Origin of the sequence: Caproicibacterium sp. XB2 (assembly GCF_044880635.1) — a bacterium.
Classification (GTDB): Bacteria; Bacillota; Clostridia; order Oscillospirales; family Acutalibacteraceae; genus Caproicibacterium; species Caproicibacterium lactatifermentans.
Genome location: NZ_CP173227.1, coordinates 1,826,668 through 1,849,127 on the forward strand (window position 1 = coordinate 1,826,668; position 22,460 = coordinate 1,849,127).

The window sequence follows — 22,460 nt, forward strand, 5'->3', positions numbered from 1 at the left end:
AGCGTATGCATATTAGCTACAGACCCTTATGGGTAATACTTGCAGAACGGGAAATGACAAAAAAGGATCTGCGTGAATTAAGCGGAATCAGCACAGCTTCCCTTGCGAAGCTGGGCAAAGGCGAAAACCTGACGACCGATGTGCTTCTGAAGATCTGCGAAGCATTAAACTGCAATATCAATGAGATTGTAGAGACGGTTCCTGATGATGACGACAAGAAGGGAACCAGGAATAAACCGGAGGAAAAGAAGAATGCCGCAAAGTACAAACAAGGCACTCAAAGAAGCCAGTCCTTATAATGCAGCGATAACAAGAGAACAGTTTTTATTTTATGAAATGCGTACCACAGCAAAGCTTGTAAACGATGGGCTTGATAAGGATGCTGTGGTTGAACATATTGTGTCAGAGAATCTGTTTCAGTACCCGACGGAGAAATCCGTCCGGAAGATGGCACTTGCCTGCCTCCGGAGACTGGATGCAATGGAAGACGATACGCTTGTTTCGGCCATCGCGACACAGCCGAGCGATGTGGCAAAGCAGATCTGCCTCTATGCCATGATGCGGCAGTACCGTCTGGTATGGGACTTCATGCTGACGGTCATCGGCGAGAAATACCAGAAGCTCGACAGCTCCTTTGGCAGAGTGGATCTGAATACATTTTTCATGCGTCTGCAGGAGCAGGATGACTGGGTGGCAACGTGGAGCGATTCCACCATTACAAAAGTGCGTCAGGTGCTGACGAAAACGCTCGTGGAGAACGACTATCTGGACAGCACAAGAGCTGACCACTTGAACCTGGTGCTGATCAGTCCGGTACTTGAAAACGCAATCAGGAACGACGGAATGACGGAGGCGCTGCCTGCCTTCAACTGCCTGTCGTAGGAGGAACCATGAAAGGAAATATAGACGAGAGGCTGGACAAGGTACGAGAGCTCCTGAAAGACCCGGATTTCTTGGAAGGAAACGGCCTCAGCAATGAAGTAAATATCCGGATGTTCTGCTATGAAGCAAAAGATGAGATGCGTGTCCGCCACTTTGTGCTGCAGATCCTGACAGACCAGGCACTGCCGTGTCATCTGAAAGAGAATAATTTATATGAAATCTTTCTTCAGTGCTGTGAAGATAAGCGCATCCTATCCCGTATGGCCGATCAGGAGAAAAAGCGCGGAAAAGACCAGCTTGAGAAGATGATCGAGAAATCCGTGGGCGTACAGGCATATGTAGATAAGATCTGTGCAGAGCCTCCGGAAAAGGGAGACGTGCTGCTCCTGACCGGCGTCGGGGATGTGTTCCCGTTTATGCGCATTCATATGCTGCTGGAAGCCCTGCAGCCGAGAGTGGGCGGTGTTCCGATCCTCGTGATGTATCCGGGCACCTTCGACGGAAGGCACGTGAAGCTTTTTGACAGACTTAAACCGAACCCTTACTACAGGGCGTTCAATGTGATATAGGAGGAACCGCCAGATGAGAATTCAGGACATGTTTGTCGATGACATCAATCGAAAAATAAACGGTGTCATCAAGGTAGACCAGGAAGATACGACGACCGAGCAGGAGCTCAACGAGTACGTCATTACGAGAGAGCTGAAACGGCATTTCATTACGTTTTTCAACTATTATGACGACGCATTCGATGCTCCAACAGCGGATATCGGTGTCTGGATTTCCGGCTTCTTTGGAAGTGGTAAATCTCACTTCCTGAAGATGCTCTCCTATATTCTTGAGAACAGAACCATCAACGGCATTCCGACGGTTGAGCGGTTCCGCAAGAAGTTTGCGGATGATCCTGCGACTTTCATGCTGATTGACAAGGCTGCGAAGGCTCCGACGGAGACGATCCTTTTCAATATCGACATTGAGGGCTTCAGCAATAAGGACAATACCGCCGTGCTGAAGGTTTTTGCGAAGATGTTCTATAACCATCTCGGCTTCCTTGGCGAAGATTTGAAGGTGGCAAAGCTGGAGCAGTTCGTCGCGAAACAGGGCAAGACCGAGGAGTTCCGCCGTGTGTTTGAAGAAAAGAACGGCGCTCCGTGGGTGGAGACACGTGAGTCCTTTGGCTTCTTCGAGGACGATGTTGTAGAGACGCTCGAGGAAGTGCTCGGTATGAGCGAGACAGCTGCCCGCAACTGGTTCAATGGAACGGAAACAGCTGAGATCAGCATCGCTCAGCTTGTATCAGAGATAAAGGACTATGTGAACAGCAAGCCGAAGAACTTCAGGCTTCTCTTTATGGTTGATGAGGTCGGCCAGTATGTCGGCACGGATACAAACCCGCTCCTGAATCTTCAGTCTCTCGTGGAGAAGGTTGGAAGCGAGTGCGGCGGCAAGGTCTGGATTGTCTGCACTGGTCAGGAAGCCATCGACGAGATCATCAAAGTCCGCATGGATGAGTTTTCCCGCATTCAGGCAAGATTCAAGACAAGGCTTTCCCTGTCCTCCTCTGCTGTAGATGAAGTCATCCAGAAAAGACTCCTCACCAAGAAGCCGGAAGCAAGGACTGTCTTGACAGACCTGTATGAGCGCAACGACTACGTGCTGAAGAACCTGTTCAGCTTCACTGATTCTGTGCTCGATATTAAAGGGTACAGCGGTCCGGAAGAATTCGTTGTGAACTATCCGTTTGTGCCGTATCAGTTCATTCTGATTCAGAAGATTTTCTCGGAAATCCGCAAGCACGGCGCAGCCGGAAAACACTACTCCGGGGCAGAGCGCTCGATGCTGGACGGCTTCCAGATCGTGGCGAAATCCATCGAAGACAAGAACGAGCATGCCATCGCTCCGCTTTATCCTTTCTATGACAGCGTGCATTCCTTCCTCGACGGCTCTATCCGCCGCGTGATCGAGCGCTGCCAGAAGGCCGCGGATAATCATGACGGCATTGAAGACTATGACGTCAAGGTATTAAAGCTCCTCTACCTCATTCGCTACATCGATGATGTAAAGGCAAACCTTGATAACATCGTCATTCTGATGTCGGATGATATCCGGACGGATAAGATCGAGCTCCGGCAGACGGTGCAGAAGTCGCTCGACCGCCTGAAGAGCCAGAACTATATTGACCGCCGCGGCGATGCCTATATCTTCCTCACCGATGAGGAGCAGGATATTGCGCGAGACATCGCGAATACATCTGTAGATACCGCCAAGATCGTTGAGCGTATCGGGCAGATGATCTTCGGCGATATCTATACACAGAAGAAATACCGGTATGGGAAATACGACTTCCCGTTTGATGAGATGGTGGATTCCACTTCCATCGGTGCGGTGACTGGTGGCATGACGCTCCGCTTCCTAACAGTAGCTGCGGACGTGACGGACAAGCAGGAACTGCGTCTGATGACGGAATCCAAGGGAGCCGCCATTGTCGTGCTCGCAGATACGCCATACTACGAGTCTCTGGAAAACGCCATGAAGATTCGCAAGTATGTGAAGCAGCGCAATGTGAATCAGCTGGCGAAATCCGTGCAGGACATCATTCGCGACCAGCAGGACGAGGCCGGAAAGTATGAAACCTCCGCCAAGGAAGAACTTGAGAAAGCCATCGCCGGTGCGGAGTTCTATGTAGACGGCGAGCATATCGAAATCAAGAGCGGAACGCCGGTTTCCAAGATTGATCAAGCTCTCGAATATCTTGTGGCGCACGTCTACAGCGAGCTCGACCTGATTACAAAGAATGCGGAAACGGATGCAGATATCATCGAGATTCTGCGCGGAACCAATCCGGAAATGGCCGGTATGGAGAACAACCGTGATGCTGCTGCCAAGGTCGAGGAGTACCTCGAAATGCAGTCCATGAAGAAGCTTCCGACCTCGATGGACGACCTCCAGACGCGCTATCAGAAGATTCCGTACGGCTGGAAGGAAATCGACATCGCCGCGGTTGTGGCACTTCTGATTTATCAGCAGAAGGTTACGATTAAATACGGCGGCGCACAGATTCGCCCGGACAATCCGAAGCTTCCGGATATGCTCCGCAAAAAGACAGAGCGCGGCAAGGCCATGATTTCCATGAAGCAGTCTGCCTCCGCGCAGAAAATGAAAGCCGCAAAAGAGATCATGCGGGAGTACTTCGACATCATGGACGTGCCAGATGATCAGGATGCTCTCGTTAAGCTGATTCTGGACAAGTTCAAAGATCAGAAGCAGCATTACGAGGAACTGAACAGCCGGTATGCGGGCCACAAATACCCGGATCACGACAAGGTAACAGCAGCCATCAAGCTGATGGACGACGTGCTCTCGCAGGAGAAGGACGACATCGCGCTGATTGACCGTCTGGTAGCAGACGAAACGAAGCTGTTTGACAGCAAGGACGACATGCAGCCGGTCGAAGCGTTCTTTAAGAACCAGGTTACGGTGTTTGATTCTGCAGTGAAGATGGAAGCCGATCTCCGGAACGACCTGCCGTATATTCAGAAGGATGAGGAAACCAATGAAGCGCTGAACCAGATCCGGAAGATTACGATGGTGAACGGCAGTAATCCGGCTGTTTATAAGAAGATCCCGGAGCTTAACGCTCTGATGGACAAGGTTCGCGCCGGACATAACAAGCTGCTCGAAGACAAGCGCACCGAGCTTCTTGAAATCGTGCGTCAGTGCCTTGCGGAGATTCATCAGGCCGGAGGCGAAGGCGGCGAATTCAAAAATGCCATTGAGAAGGCTGACAATTACTTCACGCAGATGAAGAACCAGATCGCCACAACAAGAACCATTGTCCTGCTCGACGGCATGACCACGCAGATGTGGAATTATAAAGATGATACGGTTGCTGCTATCGAGGCAGCCAAGAAGCCGCCGAAGCCGGTGGAGCCAGACGACGATAAGGATAAGCATCCGAAGAAGCACATCAAGAATTACTACCGTCAGGCAATATTCAAGCAGGCGACGCTGGAAAGCCAGGATGATGTGGATGCCTATGTGGAGAGAATGCGCTCCTATCTGTCTGCGCTTCTGAAGGACTGCGACGGAATCAAACTGAACTAAGAGAGGAATCTTTCATGGATAAGAATGCAATAAAGAAATACGCAGTCTGGGCACGAAATGAACTCATCGAGCGCGTTTCACAGAAAGCGGATCAATATGAGATCAGCGCGGATGCTGATCCGACTGCGGACTCTGCACATGGAGTTCTTCTGACAGCGGATGAGAAGAAGCAGCGTGCGGCTCTGATCGCGCAGGTAAAAGAAAAAGGACAGGATCAGGTGATGGAGGAGGTTGCCTACACCTGGTTCAACCGCTTCTCTGCCCTGCGTTTTATGGAGGTCAATAACTATCTTCCTTCCCGCGTCCGTGTTTTTACGGATGAAAATGGGGCTTTCAAGCCGGAAATTCTTTCTGATGCGATCCATCTGGAGCTGGACGGTCTCGATATGGAGAAGGTCTATGCGCTGAAGGATGCCAATGACGATGACGCGCTGTTCAAGTATCTCATCATCACGCAGTGCAATGCACTCTCCAGTGTGCTGCCGGGAATGTTCCAGAAGATCGCAGACTACACCGAGTTGCTCTTCCCGGACAATCTGCTCCGGGAAGGAAGCGTTGTGGAACGAATGATTACTGATATTCCGGAGAAAGACTGGAACGTCTCTGAAGGCGGACAGATCGAGATTATTGGATGGCTGTATCAGTATTATATTTCTGAAAAACATGATAAGGTCGTTGATCCTCTTCATGGGAAAGTTGTTGCAAAAAATGAGGTTCCGGCTGCGACGCAGCTCTTTACGACAGACTGGGTCGTTCGGTATATCATCGACAATTCTGTCGGCAGATACTGGATTGAAAGAAATCCGGAAAGCAATCTGAAAAATGAACTGGAATATTTCGTTACGCCGAAAGATGGCACTATTCCGCAGGTAAACGAGAAGATCACTCCGGAGCAGCTGACTGTATTTGATCCTTGTATGGGTTCCGCCCACTTCGGGGTTTATGCCTTTGAAGTACTGGAAAAGATCTACACAGAATATGGATATACGGAACGGGAAGCAGCGGCTTCTATCGTGCAGAATAATCTGTTCGGACTTGATATTGACGAACGTGCGGCGCAGCTCGCCAACTTTGCTATCATGATGAAGGCCATGCAGTATGATAAGCGGTTTCTGAGCCGTAAAATTCAGCCACATTTTTATGAAATTAAGGAAAGCAATCATGTGGATCAGTTTACGGTGGATTACTTTGCAAATGGCAACGCCAAGCTGAGGCACGATATTCAGTCGATCATCAACGACACAAGAGACGCGAAGGAATACGGTTCTATCATACAGATAGCTCCGGTGGATTTTGATGCTCTTTTTGCCCGGTTTGATGAGATCAAAAACGATGTCAATCTATATAGGAATATGGCCATGGATGACCTTCTTCCACTGGTTCGTGAAGCAAAGATCCTAGCTGATACATATGCCGTTGTTGCCACGAATCCGCCATATCTGAATAAGTTTGACGCGAAGCTGAAGAAGTACATCGCGGATAACTATGCCGACTATAAGGGTGATCTGTTCAGCGTGTTTATTTACCGGAATTTTGGATTCTGTAAGAAAAACGGATATTCCGGTTTCATGACGCCTATGGTCTGGATGTTTATCAAGACTTATGAACCGTTGCGGAATTTTGTACTGAGGAATAAAGCAATCGCGACATTGATTCAATTTGAGTACTCTGCTTTTGAAGAAGCAACGGTACCGATTTGTTCTTTTGTGCTTAAAAACGGAAAAGCCGATAACAAAGGCGAATATTTCCGGCTTTCTGATTTCACAGGTGGCATGGAAGTTCAGAGGCAGAAAGTTAAAGAGGCACTGAATAATCCAGAATGTGGATTTTTCTATGAATCTGATCAGTCTAGCTTTGCAAAAATACCAGGCACACCCATTTCTTATTGGGTGAGCAATTCACTTTATAGAGATTTTGAAAACCGTTTAATTCAAGACATAGAACCACCACGATTCGGAATGTCAACTTCAGATAATAATAGGTTTGTAAGAATTTGGCATGAAGTCAATTTCTGTAAATTTGCTAAACCCGCTTTTGAATTGGAACGTGTGGATAAGGAGAAAAAATGGTATCCATATAATAATGGTGGTGATTATAGAAGATGGTATGGTGATAATGGCGATGTTGTTAATTGGGAAAATGATGGTCTTGAAATAAAAGGTTTTGGCCGAGCAGCAATTCGTAATAAGGACTTTTATTATCAAGCTGGTATTACATGGACAGCAATTTCTAGCGCAAAAATTAGCGTAAGGCTGTTCGATTACGGATTTCTTTTTTCAAGCGCAGGATTTTGCATTTTTGAACGAGAATTCAAATACTATCTTCTTGCATTTATGAATGGGAAGGTTTGTGCTGAAATCCTAAAAGTGCTTTCTCCAACGATAAATTTCAATGTAGGAGATATTGCTAGATTGCCTGTGAAAATTGAGCAGGACAAAAGGAGCCAAATAGAAACTGTAACTAAAGAAAATGTAAATATTTCTCGTCATGATTGGGATTCATTTGAAACATCTTGGGATTTCCAAAAGCATCCGTTGATTCGAAATACACGCACCATAAAAGAGGCATTCAGTCAATGGCAGACCGAATGCGATGAACGTTTCAATCAGCTCAAGGCTAACGAGGAAGAACTTAATCGCATCTTCATCGACATCTACGGCTTGCAGGATGAACTGACGCCGGAAGAAGATGACAAAGACGTAACTGTCCGCAAGGCTGATCTCGGTCGCGACATCCGCTCGTTTGTCTCCTATGCCGTCGGCTGCATGATGGGTAGGTATTCGCTCGATATGGATGGTCTTGCTTACGCCGGAGGCAATTGGGACAGCTCAAAGTACAAGACGTTCATCCCGGATAAGGATGCTATCATCCCGATTACGGATGACGAGTATTTCACGGATGACATTGTTGGTCGTTTCGTGGAATTCGTCAGAACTGTTTACGGGAGCGATACGCTCGAAGAGAATCTGAAGTTTATCGCAGATGCTCTTGATGAAAAGGGTTCGACCTCACGTGAAGTGATCCGGAATTACTTCCTGAATGATTTCTACAAGGATCACCTGAAGATTTATCAGAAGCGCCCAATTTACTGGCTCTTTGATTCCGGTAAGAAGAATGGATTCAAGTGCCTCGTGTATATGCATCGCTACCAGCCGGATACGATTGCCCGAATTCGTACGGATTATGTCCATGAGCAGCAGGCACGTTATCGTACGGCTATCTCCGGCTTAGAGCGTCAGATTAACGGCGCACCGACATCGGAGCGTGTGAAGATAAATAAGCAGTTAACCAAGCTCAAAGACCAGGCCGAAGAGACCCGGAAGTGCGAAGAGAAGATTCACCATCTGGCAGACCAGATGATCAAGATTGACCTTGATGATGGCGTAAAGCATAACTACGAGATTTTCAAGGATGTTTTAGCGAAGATAAAGTAAAGGAGGCAGCTTACTATGGCACTGCCTGATTCAGAAAAAGTAATACAGGAATTGAACCGGCGCTTTGCACAGCCACTTCCGGAGTTCTACAGTCGCCGTATCATCTTTTGGTATGACGAGGATAGGGATTTCGAGGAGAAGGTTCAGAACGGAGAAATTGAACTGGCGGACGCAAAGCTCATCGCGCTCGATGAGACGAATAATTTTGAAATAAAGAAGCTTCTCACTCATGACGACAAGACGAGCAATTTCTGCGTCTATTGCCCGGTCACTTATCCGGATGAAAAAAACTGGCTCCTGCCCGTGCAGCTTTACAGTGAGGAATTCCGCGCGGATCTTGTTTCCATCTGGCTCGAAGAGATGGGGATTGAGAATACGGCGAACCTGCGGAAGACTGTGAAGGATTATCGTCCGTTCTTCAAGACGAAGGCTCACCGCACGAAGGTGGCAAATCTCAATCAGAAGATCACTGCACCTGTGCATCTGCATAAGGCAGTGATTGCGGTTCTTTGCGGCGTGAAGGATACCGGGCCGAATCTCCTTATTCGGACGGTGCTCCGTGCCGGAACTGATCAGGAGCAGAACAGCATATACCAGTCTCTCGTAAAATATGGAGCATACTCTGTTTTCTGGCAGATGGTGGCTCAGGTCACCGGTTATCGTGAGGAAACGCCTGATCTCGGCAGGCTCTCCTGCCATATCCTGATGACGGCGGCAACACGTACTATGCGCATGGATAATCTGATCGGTCTGGATGGGTTTATTTCTATCCCGCATCAGAGCTATTGCTACGATTTCATGTCGGAGTGGATGCATTCGGATGAGACGCGGGAGCTTTATAGCATTGCAAGACAGACCGAAGATGAACTACGCCTTCCGGCAAGATTCAGTCAGCTGCCGATTGAAGAGCTTACCCAGACAGAAATCTTTCCGTGCATCGATGAGTGCATTCTGAAAAAACTGATGACGGACATCATCGATCATACGATTAATGTGGATGTCATCGAACAGACCGCGGAGCAGCGCCGGACGATGCTTTGGTATGAGCGAGTGCAGAACTTTTATGAGGGAGTTCTGGAGGTCGCGCACATGCAGAAGTTCTATCTGGACCATGCCGCCGGATTTCATACCGTGGAGCCGCATAAGGTCTGGAAGGAATACACTACTGATTACTATAAGATGGATACCTGCTACAGGCTTTTCCATGTGGCGTTCGGGAAATCTCTGAATTCATCCAATCCGCTGCTCGACGACCTGTTTAAGCATGTGGCGGACAATGTGGAAGGACTGTACGCAAACTGGTATCTGGATAATCTTGGCACCAACTGGGCAACTGCCGCATCGGACAACCTGAAGGAATACGGCAGGATTATGGAGGTGCCGCAGCAGCGGGATTTCTATCGCACCCACGTGCAGAATGCCGATACTCGCGTGTTTGTGATTATTTCCGATGCCATGCGCTATGAAGTAGCGGCAACACTATCTGAAGAGCTGCGCCGGGAAACGCAGGCAGAGGTTAAGCTGTCATCCTGCGAGGGCATTTTCCCAACTGTGACGAAGTTCGGCATGACAGCACTCCTTCCGCACAAAGAGCTCTCCGTAGAACCAAAGCCAAATGGCGTTCTCGGCGTGCTGGCGGATGGAAAGCCTACAGATGCTCCCTATCGTGACGGGATTCTGAAAGCGGCGAATCCTGCCAGTGTGGCGCTTAAGTATAAAGATCTCATCAAAATGAAACGCGCTGAACGCAGTGCGCTGGTCAAGGGCATGGAGGTTGTGTATATCTACCATGACAGGATTGACGAAACCAGCCATACTGATGAACTTGAAGTCTTCAATTCGTGCGATGATGCAATCAGTGAAATTAAGAACATGGTGCGGATCATTGTGAATGAGTTCAGTGGAACGAGGATCTTTATTACTTCTGATCACGGCTTCATTTATACCTACAAGCCGCTGACAGAGGATGCCAAGGTGGATAAAACGACATCTTCTGCCGATGATATTGAAGTAGACCGGCGTTACCTGATCACGAAAAAAGGTGCAAAAGCTGAATATATGCTGCCGGTGAAATTCCTTGACGGCACTCAGTATGATGCTTTTGCGCCGATTGGAAACACACGCATTAAGAAAAAAGGCGGCGGCATGTATTTCGTCCACGGCGGGATCAGCCTGCAGGAAATGGTCGTGCCTGTCATCGACTACCATTACATGAGGACTGACAGCGCTGGATACCAGCGGAACAAAAAGAAATACGACACGAAGCCTGTAACACTGAATCTGCTCTCGGCAAGCCGTAAGATCAGCAATATGATCTTCTCGCTGAACTTCTACCAGAAGGAAGCTGTCGGAGCTAATCGGGAAGCAACTACATATCTGCTGTATTTTGTGGATGCGGAAGGCACGCAGGTTAGCGATACGCAACGGATTATTGCGGACAAGACAAGCGATAATAATCAGGACAGGACGTTCCGCGTGAGCTTCAACCTGAAATCAATGAAATACAGTAACAAAGAAAGCTACTGTCTGGTAATTACGGACGAAAGTGGTCTGCAGCTGCCTCAGCGCGAAGAATTCTCCATAGACATTGCCTTTGCTGTGGATGACTTCGATTTCTTCAGCTAAAGGATGTGATACGAATGGATGATATTTCTACCGGGGAAAAGAGTTCCCGTGAAATCATAAAAGAAAAGCTTCGTCAGAACTTTGACGGAAAGATCGTGCGAAAAGATCTGACCAAGAAGATCAAGGAAGGTGCAAACGTACCGGTTTATGTCCTTGAGTTTTTGCTTGGACAGTACTGCAGCTCAGACGATGAAGAGGTCATCGAACAGGGCATAGAAAATGTAAAGCGGATTCTGGCGGACAATTTTGTTCGTCCGGATGAAGCGCAGAAAGTCCTCTCCAAGCTCCGTCAGCGCGGAAGTCATACCATCATTGATATGGTGACGGTGAATCTGAATCTACGCTATGACGAGTATGAAGCAAGCTTCTCAAACCTGGGCCTTGCTGGAATTCCGATCAGTGAGGATTATCCGGAAAAGTATGACCGCCTGCTCTGTGGCGGTATCTGGTGCATTGTGCAGCTGGAGTATGATTCCGGCGAGGATGCTGTGCCGGATATTATTTCTACGTCCGGCGAAAGAATTCAGTCAAAGCGGAAAAAGCAGAAGGACCTGACACCAATTAGCATACGGAAACTGACTCCGATCCAGCTGCCAAGCGTAGATATGGACGGTCTCAAGGAAGGCCGGAAAGAATTCACGAAGGATGAATGGCTTGATATTCTGATGCGCTCCATCGGGATGGAGCCGGATGAGCTGACGTACAGGGAGAAGTGGCTGCTTCTCACCCGGATGATTCCGCTTGTAGAGAACAATTTCAATCTCTGCGAATTAGGACCACGTTCAACAGGTAAATCCTATCTGTATAAGGAAGTATCGCCGAATAGCATTCTTGTTTCCGGCGGGCAGACGACTGTCGCGAATCTCTTCTACAACATGGGCCGGAAGACCATCGGACTTGTCGGCTTATGGGACTGTGTAGCCTTTGATGAAGTCGCGGGAATCAAATTCAAGGATAATGACGGCATCCAGATCATGAAGGATTACATGGCATCCGGTTCCTTTGCCCGTGGCAAGGAAGAAAAGGCCGCTTCCGCGTCAATGGTTTTTGTCGGCAACATCAATCAGAGCGTGGATGTACTTCTGAAGACATCGAGCCTGTTTGATCCTTTCCCGCCGGAGATGGGAACCGATACCGCATTCCTTGACCGCATTCACTGCTATCTGCCGGGCTGGGAAGTGCCAAAGTTCCGACCGGAGCATTTTACGGATGACTATGGATTCATTACGGATTATCTGGCCGGATGGATTCGCGAGATGCGGAAGGAGCAGCTCGGCGATGCGCTGGATCATTATTTTCATCTCGGAAAGAACCTGAATCAGCGCGACGTAATTGCTGTCCGCAGAATGGTTGACGGCTACCTGAAGCTGCTATATCCGAACGGAGAATTCACAAAAGAAGACGTCGAGGAAGTTCTGCAGATTTCTCTTGAAATGCGCCGCCGTGTGAAAGAGCAGCTCAAGAAGCTCGGTGGAATGGAATTTTATGATGTGAATTTCAGCTATATCGATAACGAGACATTTGAAGAGAAATATGTCTCCGTCCCGGAGCAGGGCGGTGGGAAGCTGATTCCGGAGGGTATCTGTAATCCCGGACAAGTTTACACGGTATCCCGCGGCAAGACGGGAATGCTCGGTGTCTTCCGGCTGGAATCTCAGATGCTGCCGGGAACTGGAAAACTTGTCTGCACCGGCCTTGGAAGTGATCGCGGCGCGAAGGAAGCAACGAACACAGCGTTCAATTTCCTGAAGGCAAACGCCAAGAGAATCAGCGGTTCCATCAGCATGACTTCGAAGGACTATAACATCAATTATCAGGATCTGCAGGGAATCGGCATGACAGACAAGCTGGCGCTTCCAACAGTGATATCCATCTGCTCGATTGCGCTGAACCGTCCTACGCAGAGTTCGCTGGCCGTTCTTGGAGAAATTAGTATTGCCGGATCGATGATCAAAGTAGACGAGCTCGCGAATGCGCTGCAGGTCTGCCTCGACAGCGGCGCAAAGAAAATCCTACTTCCGATTACGTCAGCCGCAGACATGGGAACCGTTCCCCCAGAGCTGATGGGAAGCTTTCAGATCATCTTTTATCAAAGCGCCGAGGACGCGGTGTTCAAGGCGTTGGGAGTGGAATAGGAGGACAATGTTTATTGAAATATTATGTGCCTAATATGGAGCTTGTAGGGGCTCTTAAATTTGTAAAACAATTGGATGAGACTTCAGTAGAAACTTCAGTAGAAGATGAAACTGAGGTCACCTTTGATTTTTCACACATGAGCAACTTTGATCCTCTTCCCATGTTGATAATGGGTTCTGCGATGAAGAACTATCGTCACCGTTACCCCGATATTCCTTTTTATATTTCTGGTACTGATTCAGCAGGAAAAGGATATGCCGGCACAATGGGGTTTTTCAAATACATATCCAAATCGTTAGGAATAGGCAAAATGCCTGGCGAAGCAACTGGAAGTTCAAATTACATTCCTATCACGCCGATTGTGATTAACGAACTTCAGCAAGAAGAATTTCAACAAGGAAACTATTTGGCACTTGGCGACATTATAGAAAAAGAATCAGGAAGGCTGGCAAGAATAGTAGATAGAGGGAACCCTGAACTGCATAAATTGTTGACATACCTGATTCGGGAAATAATCAGGAATACCCCCGAACATGCAAAAACTGATACTGTGTGGGTTTGTGGACAGTATTGGCCATCATATGAATTAGCAGAAATAGCAATCGCAGATGAAGGCATAGGAATATACAACAGTATCATTCAAAACCCGGCACATAGGAGCTATATAACGGACAATGTACTATCGCTAAAATGGGCGTTGAAAGCGGGTATTTCCGAAGCATTCCGGCCATCCGCAAAGCAGCGTAGTAATGACGAATGGGCGAATTCCGGGTTTGGATTGTATATGGTTAGTGAGATATGCAGGCACTTGAACGGGAGTTTCTGCATCATCAGTTACGGAAATTATATTTTAATTGATAATCACGGCGTTAGTGAAGGCGAGACAGCATATAAAGGTACAGCTATTAGAATGCGGGTTCCTTCGAAGAGGATATCCAGTGCTCAAGAAATAATAAATCGTATAGCTTCTCAAGGAGAAAATGAGGCAAGAACGATAAGAAATGCATTTATAAAAGCTTCTACTCCATCAAAGGGGCTAATGACTGAATTAAACATCGACTAAGTATAAGAGGCAGCAGGCAAATGAATCACCCGCTGCCTCTTTTCAAATTTTCATATAAAACCGGCACACATACCCATCCGCGTTCAGCTTGAGCCCCGGCACCCACGGCGGCGTCCTGCCCATCTGCTCGCAGACAACTTCGAGCGAAACCCTCGGATCGCACTCAATGATAAGCTCATCGTGGACATGACCGACAATGTCACAGCAACGGAGCGTTTTCATAGCGTAGGCGAGAATATCGCGGCTGATCGCCTGCACGATGTTTTCCACGAATTTCGGACCGTAGCTTTCGATGCGTTCCCATTTCTTATTCTGCCCGACGCCCTCATAGGTGACGGATTCCGAACCGAAGCGGTTGAGTCCCATCCTCGGCTTCACATAGGCAAGCCGCCTACCGGACGGCAGCGTGATGAACATCATGCCTGACTTATAGGAAAAGACGATGCCGTGTGTCTCCGTGCGGATATGTTTCCTGACAGTTTCGGTCACACAGCGGTCGACATCCCACCAGAAGCTGACGATGTTCGGATTGGCTGTGCGCCACGAGGATACCAGCGGATAAAGCTCGTCTTCGGTGAGTCCCATCTCCAATGCGCCCATCGCTTTGAGTGCGCCGACCGAGCCACCGTAGCCGAGAGCCAGTTCCGCAATTTTGCCCTTCTGCCGGAGGTGACCGTTCACGCCGTGCTTCTCGACCGGGACGCCGAACATGGCGGATGCTGAAGCACAGTATATATCACCATTCTTGCTGAACACATCCATGCGCCATTTTTCTTTTGCGAGATATGACAGCACCCTTGCCTCTATGGCTGAGAAGTCGCTGACAATAAATTTATATCCCGGTTTGGGAATAAAAGCAGTGCGTATTAGCTGTGAGAGCGTGTCCGGCACGTCGCCGTACAGCATTGACACCATCTCGTAGTCGCCTTCCTTTACAAGCTCCCGCGCCTGTTCCAGATCATCCATGTGATTCTGGGGCAGGTTTTGCAATTGAATGATGCGCCCAGCCCATCTGCCACTGCGGTTGGCTCCGTAAAACTGAAACATCCCGTGAGCCCGGCCGTCCTCGCAGGCGGCCGTTTTCATTGCCTGGTATTTCTTGACTGAGGATTTCGCAAGCTGCTGGCGGAGAGCAAGGATATCCGCAAGCTCCGGCGACGCAGTCTTGATGGCAGCGGCCACTTCCTTCTTGCCAAGGCTCTCCATTTCCATCCCGTTTTCGGCAAGCCACTGTTTCATCTGCTGGACGCTCCCCGGATTGTCAAGGTGCGTCAGCTCCTTCATTTTATACGATAGCTCCTCCTTTGAGCGGTCGTCCATTGCAATTGCATTCTTGACAAGCGGCATGTCAACCAGAATGCCACGGTCGTTTATTTCCTGATCAATATGATACTCATCCCACACGAAGTCCGGCACGGGGAATCCCTGCAGCCGAGCTTTTATCTGTATCTCAACCTCTACATCGCGCTTATTGTAAGCCTTGAAGACTTCCCACTTCTCGGAATCATCAGACGGCAGATTTCTCGTTCGCTCACTATTTGTTTTTGTCGGCTTGCACGGGACACAGAAATATTTGATCATGGCTTTCCCTTCCGACATTTTCCGCTGCTCCAGTTTCAGTACAGAGCCGATCTTATCGAGCGACAGCGGGAGCCCCAGATATGCTCCCCAGATCATGGAACAGCGCCAGCTTTCCGGGTTCAGATAATGGGCGTGTTTCGTTGAGAGCGGATGATTGTCATAAAACGGATCAAGGCTGATACCACGGTCACGCAGGTACCGGGACAGGCAGATTCTCTCGAACTGACTGTTGTGTGCCCACTTTATTACATTGTCGTCCGTCAGAGCGTTTATGATCTCATCCGGAATTGTCTCGCCGGACGCAAGGTCGATAACCTTCACCTCGCCGCCGTCAACGGAATAGCCGAACAGCAGTATCTCGAAGTCGTCCGCTTCGGCGTACTTGTACACGCCGCATTTCGACAGATCGTTGCTGCTGAAAGTCTCCAGATCTATATCTAACTCATGCATACATTTCCTCCAAAGTCGGCAAAGGCGGCAGAGAAACCTCCGCCGCCCGCCGTTCCAATTGTCCGATTCAGTTTTTCATGCGCTTCTCATGGTACTCCCTGTCACGTTTGTCGGCTTCCTCTTTGCGGCGTTCCTCCTTGCGGTCGTTCAGGAGATTCTGGACGACCGTGATCAGGAACACCACGCTGATGACAAGCCAGATTGCGAGAAGAATGACAAGAAACGCTGTCTGTAATGTCGTCATGGTGTGCCCTCCTTTAGCTTAGAAAATCATCATCCTCATCCGCCGCAAAGTCGTCTTCGGCGCGGCTTCTGCTGCCAAGCGGCTCACCGTCACGGATCTTCTGGAGATTGTTCAGACCGCAGGCGATTCCCTTGTTGCCATTTGTATTGAAGGAATACATGCTGATGGACGCACGTCCGTACACGCCAGAGTAGACTTCACTTCTCTCAAGGATGGGCTGGCGGTCAGCGTCAACAATGCCGGGAGCAGTGGTGCTGTTGGCATTGATGAAATAGCTGTTCGCATAAGCCGGATCGTCCGGGCGTTCCACGTCACCGTCACGCATAGGCGTCTTGATGGCCGCAAGCGGAGGCACGCTCTTGGAATTGCCCTTCAGCTTGCTCTCACCTTCCTCATACGCCGCCTGGATCGCGGCCTTGATCTTGTTCACCGTGACGGTGTCCTTCTTCGGAATGATCAGGCTCACGGAAAACTTCGGCGTTCCGCCGTTGATGCTCTTCGCGTCCCAGACGTTCGCGTAACTCCAGCGGGTGTCGGGACCGGTGATAACCTTCGTAGGATTTATAAACTTTGACATAATATTGTCCTCCTTATTCAAAATCTGTTTTTGCTGTATCTAACGCCGGACGCTTGTCCGACTTTGGTACCAGGGTCGGTTTCCCCGGCGGCTTGTATGTAAGTCCGCCGAGAACCTCGTCAAACTGCTTCTTTCCAAGAAGCGATCTCATTGCCGTGATGCCGAGAATCTTGCGCTCATATGGTTCGTAGCCAAGCTCCGATACCGCCTCCGCTACGGCGTTCTCATCGGTGTACTTCGTGACGGAGCGTCCCGCGACCACTTTGAAGTCAGGGTATTCCGTGCCGGAGAGCGCCTGCCGCAAGGCATATTCCTTGATGTCGTTCGCCCAGGATACGAGCTCGTCCGCCTTGAGAAGCACCATGTCAATCTCCTCATCTGACAGGTCTGGCGGCATTTGAAAGTCGTACTTCGCGAGCTCCAGATTGTACTCTGCTCGTTTCCGGCAGGTAGCCTTTACGGCGCAGAACTGGCAGTGGTCGCCAGCCTTGTATTCGCCCTCACCCTTGTAGGCAAGCTTTGCAGCGGGAGCGAGAATCTCGTCTGCCCATTTGAGAAGATCTGCTTTGGAAATCTCGAAGGTGCTGATATTGTCCCGCCTCGGCTGGAAGATTGTCATGCGGATGGTTTCGATATCGTAGATGCCGTCAAACATCTCAACCGCTCCGAGCGCGTAGCACATCATCTGCGGATTCATCTCGGCATTCACAATGACGCCAAGTCCATGTTTATAATCGATAATCTGCAGCAGGTCATCCGCGACGATTACACAGTCGCCGGTTCCGAAGCCTTCCGGCACCCAGCGAGAGAAATCCAGTCGCTGCTCAACAAATACCGCCGGGTCGCTGCAGTGCTTCTTTGCTTCCTCAACCTGCTCCATTACGAAGGAGCAGTACTGGTCGGAGCACCTGTCCATCTCCTCATCGGAATAATCAAGATCTTCAGTCGGATCTCTGACATTTCTCCCGAGAGTGTGTTCAACCTTGTACTGGCAGAGCTCATGCGCGGCGGTTCCCTGTCTTGCGTACTCGCTTGACTGGTCAGGAACGCTGGCGCATCTCTTGGCGCTCGGCGGACACTGTAGCCATCGGTGGCACGATGACGCGGAGAGAAGTGCATGCTTGCTCATTTCAGCGCCTCCGCTTCTTTTACGAGGTCGGGGTACTTTGCCGGATCAACGTCTGTCAGACTTCCTCCGCCGTATTTCTTCACCAGAGCTTTTGCCTGTTCCCGGAAGCCTGCCACTGACTTCTCCGCAAGGAGCTTTCTCACTTCCTCTTTGGTATAGGTTTTCTCAGGCTCTTTCTCCGGCGTGGCGGCAGCTTCTGCCTGTGCCGGAGCGGCCTGTTCTGGTACTGGTGCGGTTTCTGAGAAGGCAGCTCTGATTTCATTTGCTGTCTTAATCAGCTCTTCACCGCATTCTGTTAACTTCTGTCCTGCGTCGATCAGCGCGTCAAGCGTCATCGACAGCTCGCTCATTTTGCCCATGCTTGTCCTCCTTTAACATCTGCATTTCGAGTTTTCTCGCCAGCCGTCTTGACACAACGCTGATGGCGATCAGCGTATCGATCAGCTCACGCTTTTCGGCCGGTGATTTCATTTCTTTTGTTTCCTGCATGGCTGTCTGTCCTCCTTTCACCGGCTATGTAGCCAAATGCCCGGATTTTCCGGTCAAATCCAAAAAAATTTTTAAGACCTGCATTTCTTCCTTAATTCATAGGAAGCGATGCAGGTCTTTTTGCGTGTTCTGAAATTTTTCTCCACCACGACCGGAAAAATGACCGGTTTGGCTACATAGCCATCGGGAGGGATGGAAAAGCCCTTCACAAATACACGAAAGGAGTTAGTGACGATGGCTAACACAAATCAGAAGAAGCAGTACCGTCCGCTCGTTTATGTTTGCTCGCCGTATTCCGGCGATACAGATAAGAACACTCAGGATGCGAGAAGGTACAGCCGCTTCGCAGTAGACAGGGGAACAATCCCGCTCACGCCGCACCTGATGCTGCCGCAGTACATGAAGGAGGACAGCGAACGCGAGCTCGCGCTCTTTATGGATCTGATCTTCCTCGGGAAGTGCGATGAGCTGTGGGTGTTCGGCAGCCGGGTATCCTCCGGCATGAAAACGGAAATCGACAGAGCCAAGCTGCGCCGGATGACAATCCGTTATTTCACAGAAGAGTGCGAGGAGGTGCAGGCATGACAGAAAGCGGCGAGAAAATCCGCACAAACTGGATTGCTGTTACAGAATCGCAACTTCAATCTTTGGCAGACCTGGGATTGCAGCTCAAGGATTCTGAGCGGCAGAGGCTTCTCGATAATCCGGCGTTGGAGAAATTCTTGCTGGAGTGCAGAGATGACAAGGGCCATTGTGAGCTGATTTTTGAGGAATGCATCGATCCGGAGAAGGTTCCTGAACCCGCGCTGAACGGAAGAAAGGTTTATTCTTCCCGTGCCTTTGCAGGCATCTGCTTCACGACGCTCGGCAGAAGAGCGTTGTTTTTCATGGAAACCTATGAATGGGTTGGAGCCAGCGGCATGGTGGAAGGCGCAAGAGCAGTCATGCCGGAGTATCTTGCGGCACACGGAGATAAAGAGCTCTCTGAGCATGAAGACTGCGTTTATCTTTCGTTCTTTGCGATTCAGTATCTGCTTCACTTTAGACCGATAGAGCTGAATGAGCGAAAGGAATACAGAAAAGGCATCAAAAGTAATCTGCCGCTTGCCGCCCCGTTCACGAAACCGGGAAAGGTCCGTGTCTCACACTTCAAAGGCGATATTTCTAAGGTTCAGGTCAGCCACAGAAATTTTACCGAGTGGCATTGTCCGGCATGGGGCGTTCGAGGTCATTACCGCCATTACAGAGATGGCCGCATTTCATATGTGAAGCCATATATCAAAGGAAAGCTGAAAGAAGAATATCAGGGACGGGAGTACGTCCTGTTCAGGGAGGATTAACTATATGGAAGTGATTTTATACACCGCAGATGTCCGGGAGGACGCGAATAACTGCATTTATCCGCATAAGCAGGTCATAACAGATGCCGTAGGTATTGCCGAAGCGGCAAGGTTTGATCAGGTGTTTGCCAAATACAAGAATGATTACCGGCTGGTCGAGAACTTTGAAGAGTCATTTTGCATTCCGCAGGACTGCGATAATGACCATTCCGAGAATCCGGATGAATGGATGACGGCGGAGAAGCTGCATGAGGAATTGAAAGATGTAGACCATGTGATTTTGCCGAGCCGCAACAACATGAAATGGAAAGGCAGGAAGTCTCCAAGGCCGAGACTCCATATTCTGTTCCCGGTGAGAAAGTACACCGACGCTGAAACGTATAACAGCGTTAAAACGGCTATCCAGAACAAGTATCCGTTCCTGGACAGAAAGGCGCTCAATGCAGCTCGTTTCTTTTTCGGCTCCGATGTAAGGCCGGAGGATGTTATCTGGAACGAAGGCACCTGTCAGATCGATGAAATTCTGGAGGTTTCGGATTTTGACGATGATACCTCGTCAATCGCTCCGCCAATGTACACCGGAGGCTCTATCCCGGAGGGCAGCCGCAACAATACGATGTCTCACTTTGCAAGCCGCGTCCTGAAGCGGTTCGGCGATACAGATAAGGCGCATGAAGCATTTCTGGAACGCGCGGCGAAATGCGATCCGCCACTGCCGGACAAGGAACTCCGCACCATCTGGCGAAGTGCACTGAAATTCTTCAAAAGCAAGATCGAGACCAGCGAAGGATATGTGCCGCCTGATGAATATGAGGATTCTTTTGGCAGCAGCTTCCTGAAGCCAGACGACTATTCTGATATCGGCGAAGCCAAGGTCATCGCGTCACATTGCGAAGACAAGCTGCGGTTCACAAGTGCCACAGACTTTATCGCTTTCGGTGGCGACCGCTGGTACGAGGACAAGCAGAAGTCACTCGGCATTGTCGAGAATTTCATGGATGACCAGCTGACGGATGCAGAGGAAGCTATCCGCATTGCGGAGGAGAACCTTATCGCCATCGGAATCCCGGAAGCGGATGTAAAGGCGAGGAGCAAGAAGCTCATGAACCAGGTGCCGGAGAAAAAGCTGAGCCTGCTGTACGCACTGATCGGCGCGGATACCTATAAGAAGTTCGTCATGAAATACCGCAATTACCGCTACATCGTAAACGCTCAGAATGCGGCAAAGCCAATGCTCGCGCTGGACGTGTCGGAGCTTGATTATGATCCGGAGCTTCTCAACACGCCGGATGCCACCTACGACCTGACCAAGGGCCTGAACGGCAGCCACCCGCACGATCCGGATGATCTTATTACGAAGATTACTGCCTGCTCTCCGGGTGACAAGGGCATGAAGCTTTGGCTGGAGAATCTTGACTTGTTCTTCTGCAAGGATCAGGAGCTTATCAGCTATGTGCAGCAGATTGTCGGAATGGCAGCAGTCGGACGAGTCTATGCAGAACAGATGATCATCGCCTATGGCGGCGGTGCGAACGGCAAGTCTACCTTCTGGAACACCATCGCGAGAGTTCTCGGAAATTACTCTGGGAAAATATCAGCAGAGGCTCTGACCATGAACTGCAAGCGGAATGTGAAACCGGAAATGGCAGAACTCAAAGGCAAGCGTCTGATTATTGCATCGGAGCTTGAAGAGGGCCAGCGGCTCAACACCGGCATGGTAAAGCAGCTCTGCAGCATTGATCCCATCGAAGCAGAAAAGAAGTACAAGGACCCGTTTCATTTTGATCCTTCGCACACGCTTGTCCTGTATACCAACTATCTGCCGAAGGTGTCCGCCAATGACGACGGTACGTGGAGAAGGCTGATTGTCATTCCGTTTAACGCCAAGATCAGCGGCAAGAGCGATATCAAGAACTACTCTGATTACCTTTTTGAGAACGCCGGGCCTGCCATCATGAAATGGATCATCGAGGGCGCGGGCATCGCAATCAGGAAGGGGTTCAAAATTCCGGAGCCGAAGGCCGTCCGTGACGCTGTTGAGAAGTACCGCGAGGACAATGACTGGCTGGGAAAGTTCATTGAGGAGCACTGCGATGTTGATCCGTCATACACAGAGAAGTCAGGTGATCTGTATCAGCAGTACCGCAGCGTCTGCATGCAGACGGGAGAGTTTACCAGAAGCACTTCTGACTTCTATGGCAATCTGGAGAAGGCCGGATTCCAGCGCAGGAAGACGAAAAAAGGACATTTTGTCTACGGCCTGAAGCTGAAGGAAGCACAGGATTTTCTTGAATAATGGCTAAGGGTGACAGTCGGTGTACCTCTCTATATAAAAGTCCTATAAGGGATAAAAAATAATTATCTATATAGGGGTTTTAAGGGAAGACCCTCACCGACCGTCACCCT

At 49.5% G+C, this 22,460-nt stretch carries 17 protein-coding genes; 11 read left to right on the top strand and 6 right to left on the bottom strand.

Annotation, left to right across the window (positions count from 1 at the left end; translation table 11 throughout):
* Positions 1 to 5: 5 nt before the first annotated feature.
* Genes ACIHKT_RS09135 through ACIHKT_RS09170 form a run of 8 tightly spaced genes read left to right on the top strand, consistent with a single transcriptional unit; the run spans position 6 to position 14,244 of the window.
* The gene (locus ACIHKT_RS09135) at positions 6 to 299 is read left to right on the top strand and encodes a helix-turn-helix transcriptional regulator (RefSeq protein ID WP_086036905.1); all 294 of its coding nucleotides are present in this window, start codon (positions 6 to 8) and stop codon (positions 297 to 299) included.
* Complete coding sequence (locus tag ACIHKT_RS09140) at positions 253 to 882, top strand: DUF1819 family protein (protein WP_086036636.1); 630 nt, start codon at positions 253 to 255, stop codon at positions 880 to 882. Before ACIHKT_RS09135 ends, ACIHKT_RS09140 begins: the two co-directional genes overlap by 47 nt.
* Before the next feature lie 8 nt (positions 883 to 890).
* Positions 891 to 1,451 carry a DUF1788 domain-containing protein gene (locus tag ACIHKT_RS09145; RefSeq protein ID WP_086036637.1) on the top strand — a complete coding sequence of 187 codons (561 nt, stop codon included), beginning with the start codon at positions 891 to 893 and terminating at the stop codon, positions 1,449 to 1,451.
* Positions 1,452 to 1,464: 13 nt separating this feature from the next.
* Positions 1,465 to 4,986, top strand: coding sequence for a BREX system P-loop protein BrxC (gene brxC, locus ACIHKT_RS09150; RefSeq protein ID WP_404352360.1), 3,522 nt, complete (start codon positions 1,465 to 1,467; stop codon positions 4,984 to 4,986).
* Positions 4,987 to 5,000: 14 nt separating this feature from the next.
* The gene (pglX, locus tag ACIHKT_RS09155; RefSeq protein WP_404352362.1) at positions 5,001 to 8,420 is read left to right on the top strand and encodes a BREX-1 system adenine-specific DNA-methyltransferase PglX; all 3,420 of its coding nucleotides are present in this window, start codon (positions 5,001 to 5,003) and stop codon (positions 8,418 to 8,420) included.
* 15 nt (positions 8,421 to 8,435) lie between these two features.
* On the top strand, positions 8,436 to 11,045 hold the full coding sequence (gene pglZ / locus ACIHKT_RS09160; RefSeq protein WP_404352364.1) for a BREX-1 system phosphatase PglZ type A: 2,610 nt from the start codon (positions 8,436 to 8,438) through the stop codon (positions 11,043 to 11,045).
* Between the two features lie 14 nt (positions 11,046 to 11,059).
* Positions 11,060 to 13,180, top strand: coding sequence for a protease Lon-related BREX system protein BrxL (brxL, locus tag ACIHKT_RS09165; protein WP_086036641.1), 2,121 nt, complete (start codon positions 11,060 to 11,062; stop codon positions 13,178 to 13,180).
* 14 nt (positions 13,181 to 13,194) lie between these two features.
* Complete coding sequence (locus tag ACIHKT_RS09170; protein WP_086036642.1) at positions 13,195 to 14,244, top strand: ATP-binding protein; 1,050 nt, start codon at positions 13,195 to 13,197, stop codon at positions 14,242 to 14,244.
* 42 nt (positions 14,245 to 14,286) lie between these two features.
* Here ACIHKT_RS09170 and ACIHKT_RS09175 read toward each other — a convergent pair whose 3' ends face one another.
* The 6 genes from ACIHKT_RS09175 to ACIHKT_RS09200 form a co-directional block, all read right to left on the bottom strand.
* The gene (locus ACIHKT_RS09175; RefSeq protein ID WP_086036643.1) at positions 14,287 to 16,275 is read right to left on the bottom strand and encodes a DNA polymerase; all 1,989 of its coding nucleotides are present in this window, start codon (positions 16,273 to 16,275) and stop codon (positions 14,287 to 14,289) included.
* Positions 16,276 to 16,342: 67 nt separating this feature from the next.
* Positions 16,343 to 16,519, bottom strand: coding sequence for a hypothetical protein (locus ACIHKT_RS09180; RefSeq protein ID WP_177345017.1), 177 nt, complete (start codon positions 16,517 to 16,519; stop codon positions 16,343 to 16,345).
* A gap of 13 nt (positions 16,520 to 16,532) precedes the next feature.
* Positions 16,533 to 17,096, bottom strand: a complete 564-nt coding sequence (locus ACIHKT_RS09185) for a DUF2815 family protein (protein WP_086036644.1) — start codon at positions 17,094 to 17,096, stop codon at positions 16,533 to 16,535.
* A 13-nt stretch (positions 17,097 to 17,109) separates the two neighbouring features.
* Positions 17,110 to 18,225, bottom strand: coding sequence for a DUF2800 domain-containing protein (locus ACIHKT_RS09190; RefSeq protein WP_086035025.1), 1,116 nt, complete (start codon positions 18,223 to 18,225; stop codon positions 17,110 to 17,112).
* A complete protein-coding gene (locus ACIHKT_RS09195; protein WP_157658881.1) occupies positions 18,222 to 18,584 on the bottom strand; it encodes a hypothetical protein in 363 nt (120 codons plus the stop codon). Before ACIHKT_RS09195 ends, ACIHKT_RS09190 begins: the two co-directional genes overlap by 4 nt.
* Positions 18,550 to 18,714, bottom strand: a complete 165-nt coding sequence (locus ACIHKT_RS09200; protein WP_157658882.1) for a hypothetical protein — start codon at positions 18,712 to 18,714, stop codon at positions 18,550 to 18,552. Before ACIHKT_RS09200 ends, ACIHKT_RS09195 begins: the two co-directional genes overlap by 35 nt.
* 234 nt (positions 18,715 to 18,948) lie before the next feature.
* Here ACIHKT_RS09200 and ACIHKT_RS09205 point away from each other — a divergent pair, with 234 nt between their 5' ends.
* The 3 genes from ACIHKT_RS09205 to ACIHKT_RS09215 are packed head-to-tail and all read left to right on the top strand — an operon-like array spanning position 18,949 to position 22,350.
* A complete protein-coding gene (locus ACIHKT_RS09205) occupies positions 18,949 to 19,299 on the top strand; it encodes a DUF4406 domain-containing protein (protein WP_086035027.1) in 351 nt (116 codons plus the stop codon).
* The gene (locus ACIHKT_RS09210; protein WP_086035028.1) at positions 19,296 to 20,054 is read left to right on the top strand and encodes a hypothetical protein; all 759 of its coding nucleotides are present in this window, start codon (positions 19,296 to 19,298) and stop codon (positions 20,052 to 20,054) included. Before ACIHKT_RS09205 ends, ACIHKT_RS09210 begins: the two co-directional genes overlap by 4 nt.
* A gap of 4 nt (positions 20,055 to 20,058) precedes the next feature.
* Positions 20,059 to 22,350, top strand: a complete 2,292-nt coding sequence (locus ACIHKT_RS09215) for a phage/plasmid primase, P4 family (RefSeq protein WP_086035029.1) — start codon at positions 20,059 to 20,061, stop codon at positions 22,348 to 22,350.
* The last annotated feature ends 110 nt before the right edge of the window (positions 22,351 to 22,460 follow it).

Coding starts and splice junctions, on each gene's coding strand:
- ACIHKT_RS09135 (WP_086036905.1), top strand. CDS start 6: ATGCATATTAGCTACAGACCCTTATGGGTAATACTTGCAGAACGGGAA.
- ACIHKT_RS09140 (WP_086036636.1), top strand. CDS start 253: ATGCCGCAAAGTACAAACAAGGCACTCAAAGAAGCCAGTCCTTATAAT.
- ACIHKT_RS09145 (WP_086036637.1), top strand. CDS start 891: ATGAAAGGAAATATAGACGAGAGGCTGGACAAGGTACGAGAGCTCCTG.
- brxC (WP_404352360.1), top strand. CDS start 1,465: ATGAGAATTCAGGACATGTTTGTCGATGACATCAATCGAAAAATAAAC.
- pglX (WP_404352362.1), top strand. CDS start 5,001: ATGGATAAGAATGCAATAAAGAAATACGCAGTCTGGGCACGAAATGAA.
- pglZ (WP_404352364.1), top strand. CDS start 8,436: ATGGCACTGCCTGATTCAGAAAAAGTAATACAGGAATTGAACCGGCGC.
- brxL (WP_086036641.1), top strand. CDS start 11,060: ATGGATGATATTTCTACCGGGGAAAAGAGTTCCCGTGAAATCATAAAA.
- ACIHKT_RS09175 (WP_086036643.1), bottom strand. CDS start 16,275: ATGCATGAGTTAGATATAGATCTGGAGACTTTCAGCAGCAACGATCTG.
- ACIHKT_RS09180 (WP_177345017.1), bottom strand. CDS start 16,519: ATGACGACATTACAGACAGCGTTTCTTGTCATTCTTCTCGCAATCTGG.
- ACIHKT_RS09185 (WP_086036644.1), bottom strand. CDS start 17,096: ATGTCAAAGTTTATAAATCCTACGAAGGTTATCACCGGTCCCGACACC.
- ACIHKT_RS09190 (WP_086035025.1), bottom strand. CDS start 18,225: ATGAGCAAGCATGCACTTCTCTCCGCGTCATCGTGCCACCGATGGCTA.
- ACIHKT_RS09195 (WP_157658881.1), bottom strand. CDS start 18,584: ATGGGCAAAATGAGCGAGCTGTCGATGACGCTTGACGCGCTGATCGAC.
- ACIHKT_RS09200 (WP_157658882.1), bottom strand. CDS start 18,714: ATGCAGGAAACAAAAGAAATGAAATCACCGGCCGAAAAGCGTGAGCTG.
- ACIHKT_RS09205 (WP_086035027.1), top strand. CDS start 18,949: ATGGCTAACACAAATCAGAAGAAGCAGTACCGTCCGCTCGTTTATGTT.
- ACIHKT_RS09210 (WP_086035028.1), top strand. CDS start 19,296: ATGACAGAAAGCGGCGAGAAAATCCGCACAAACTGGATTGCTGTTACA.
- ACIHKT_RS09215 (WP_086035029.1), top strand. CDS start 20,059: ATGGAAGTGATTTTATACACCGCAGATGTCCGGGAGGACGCGAATAAC.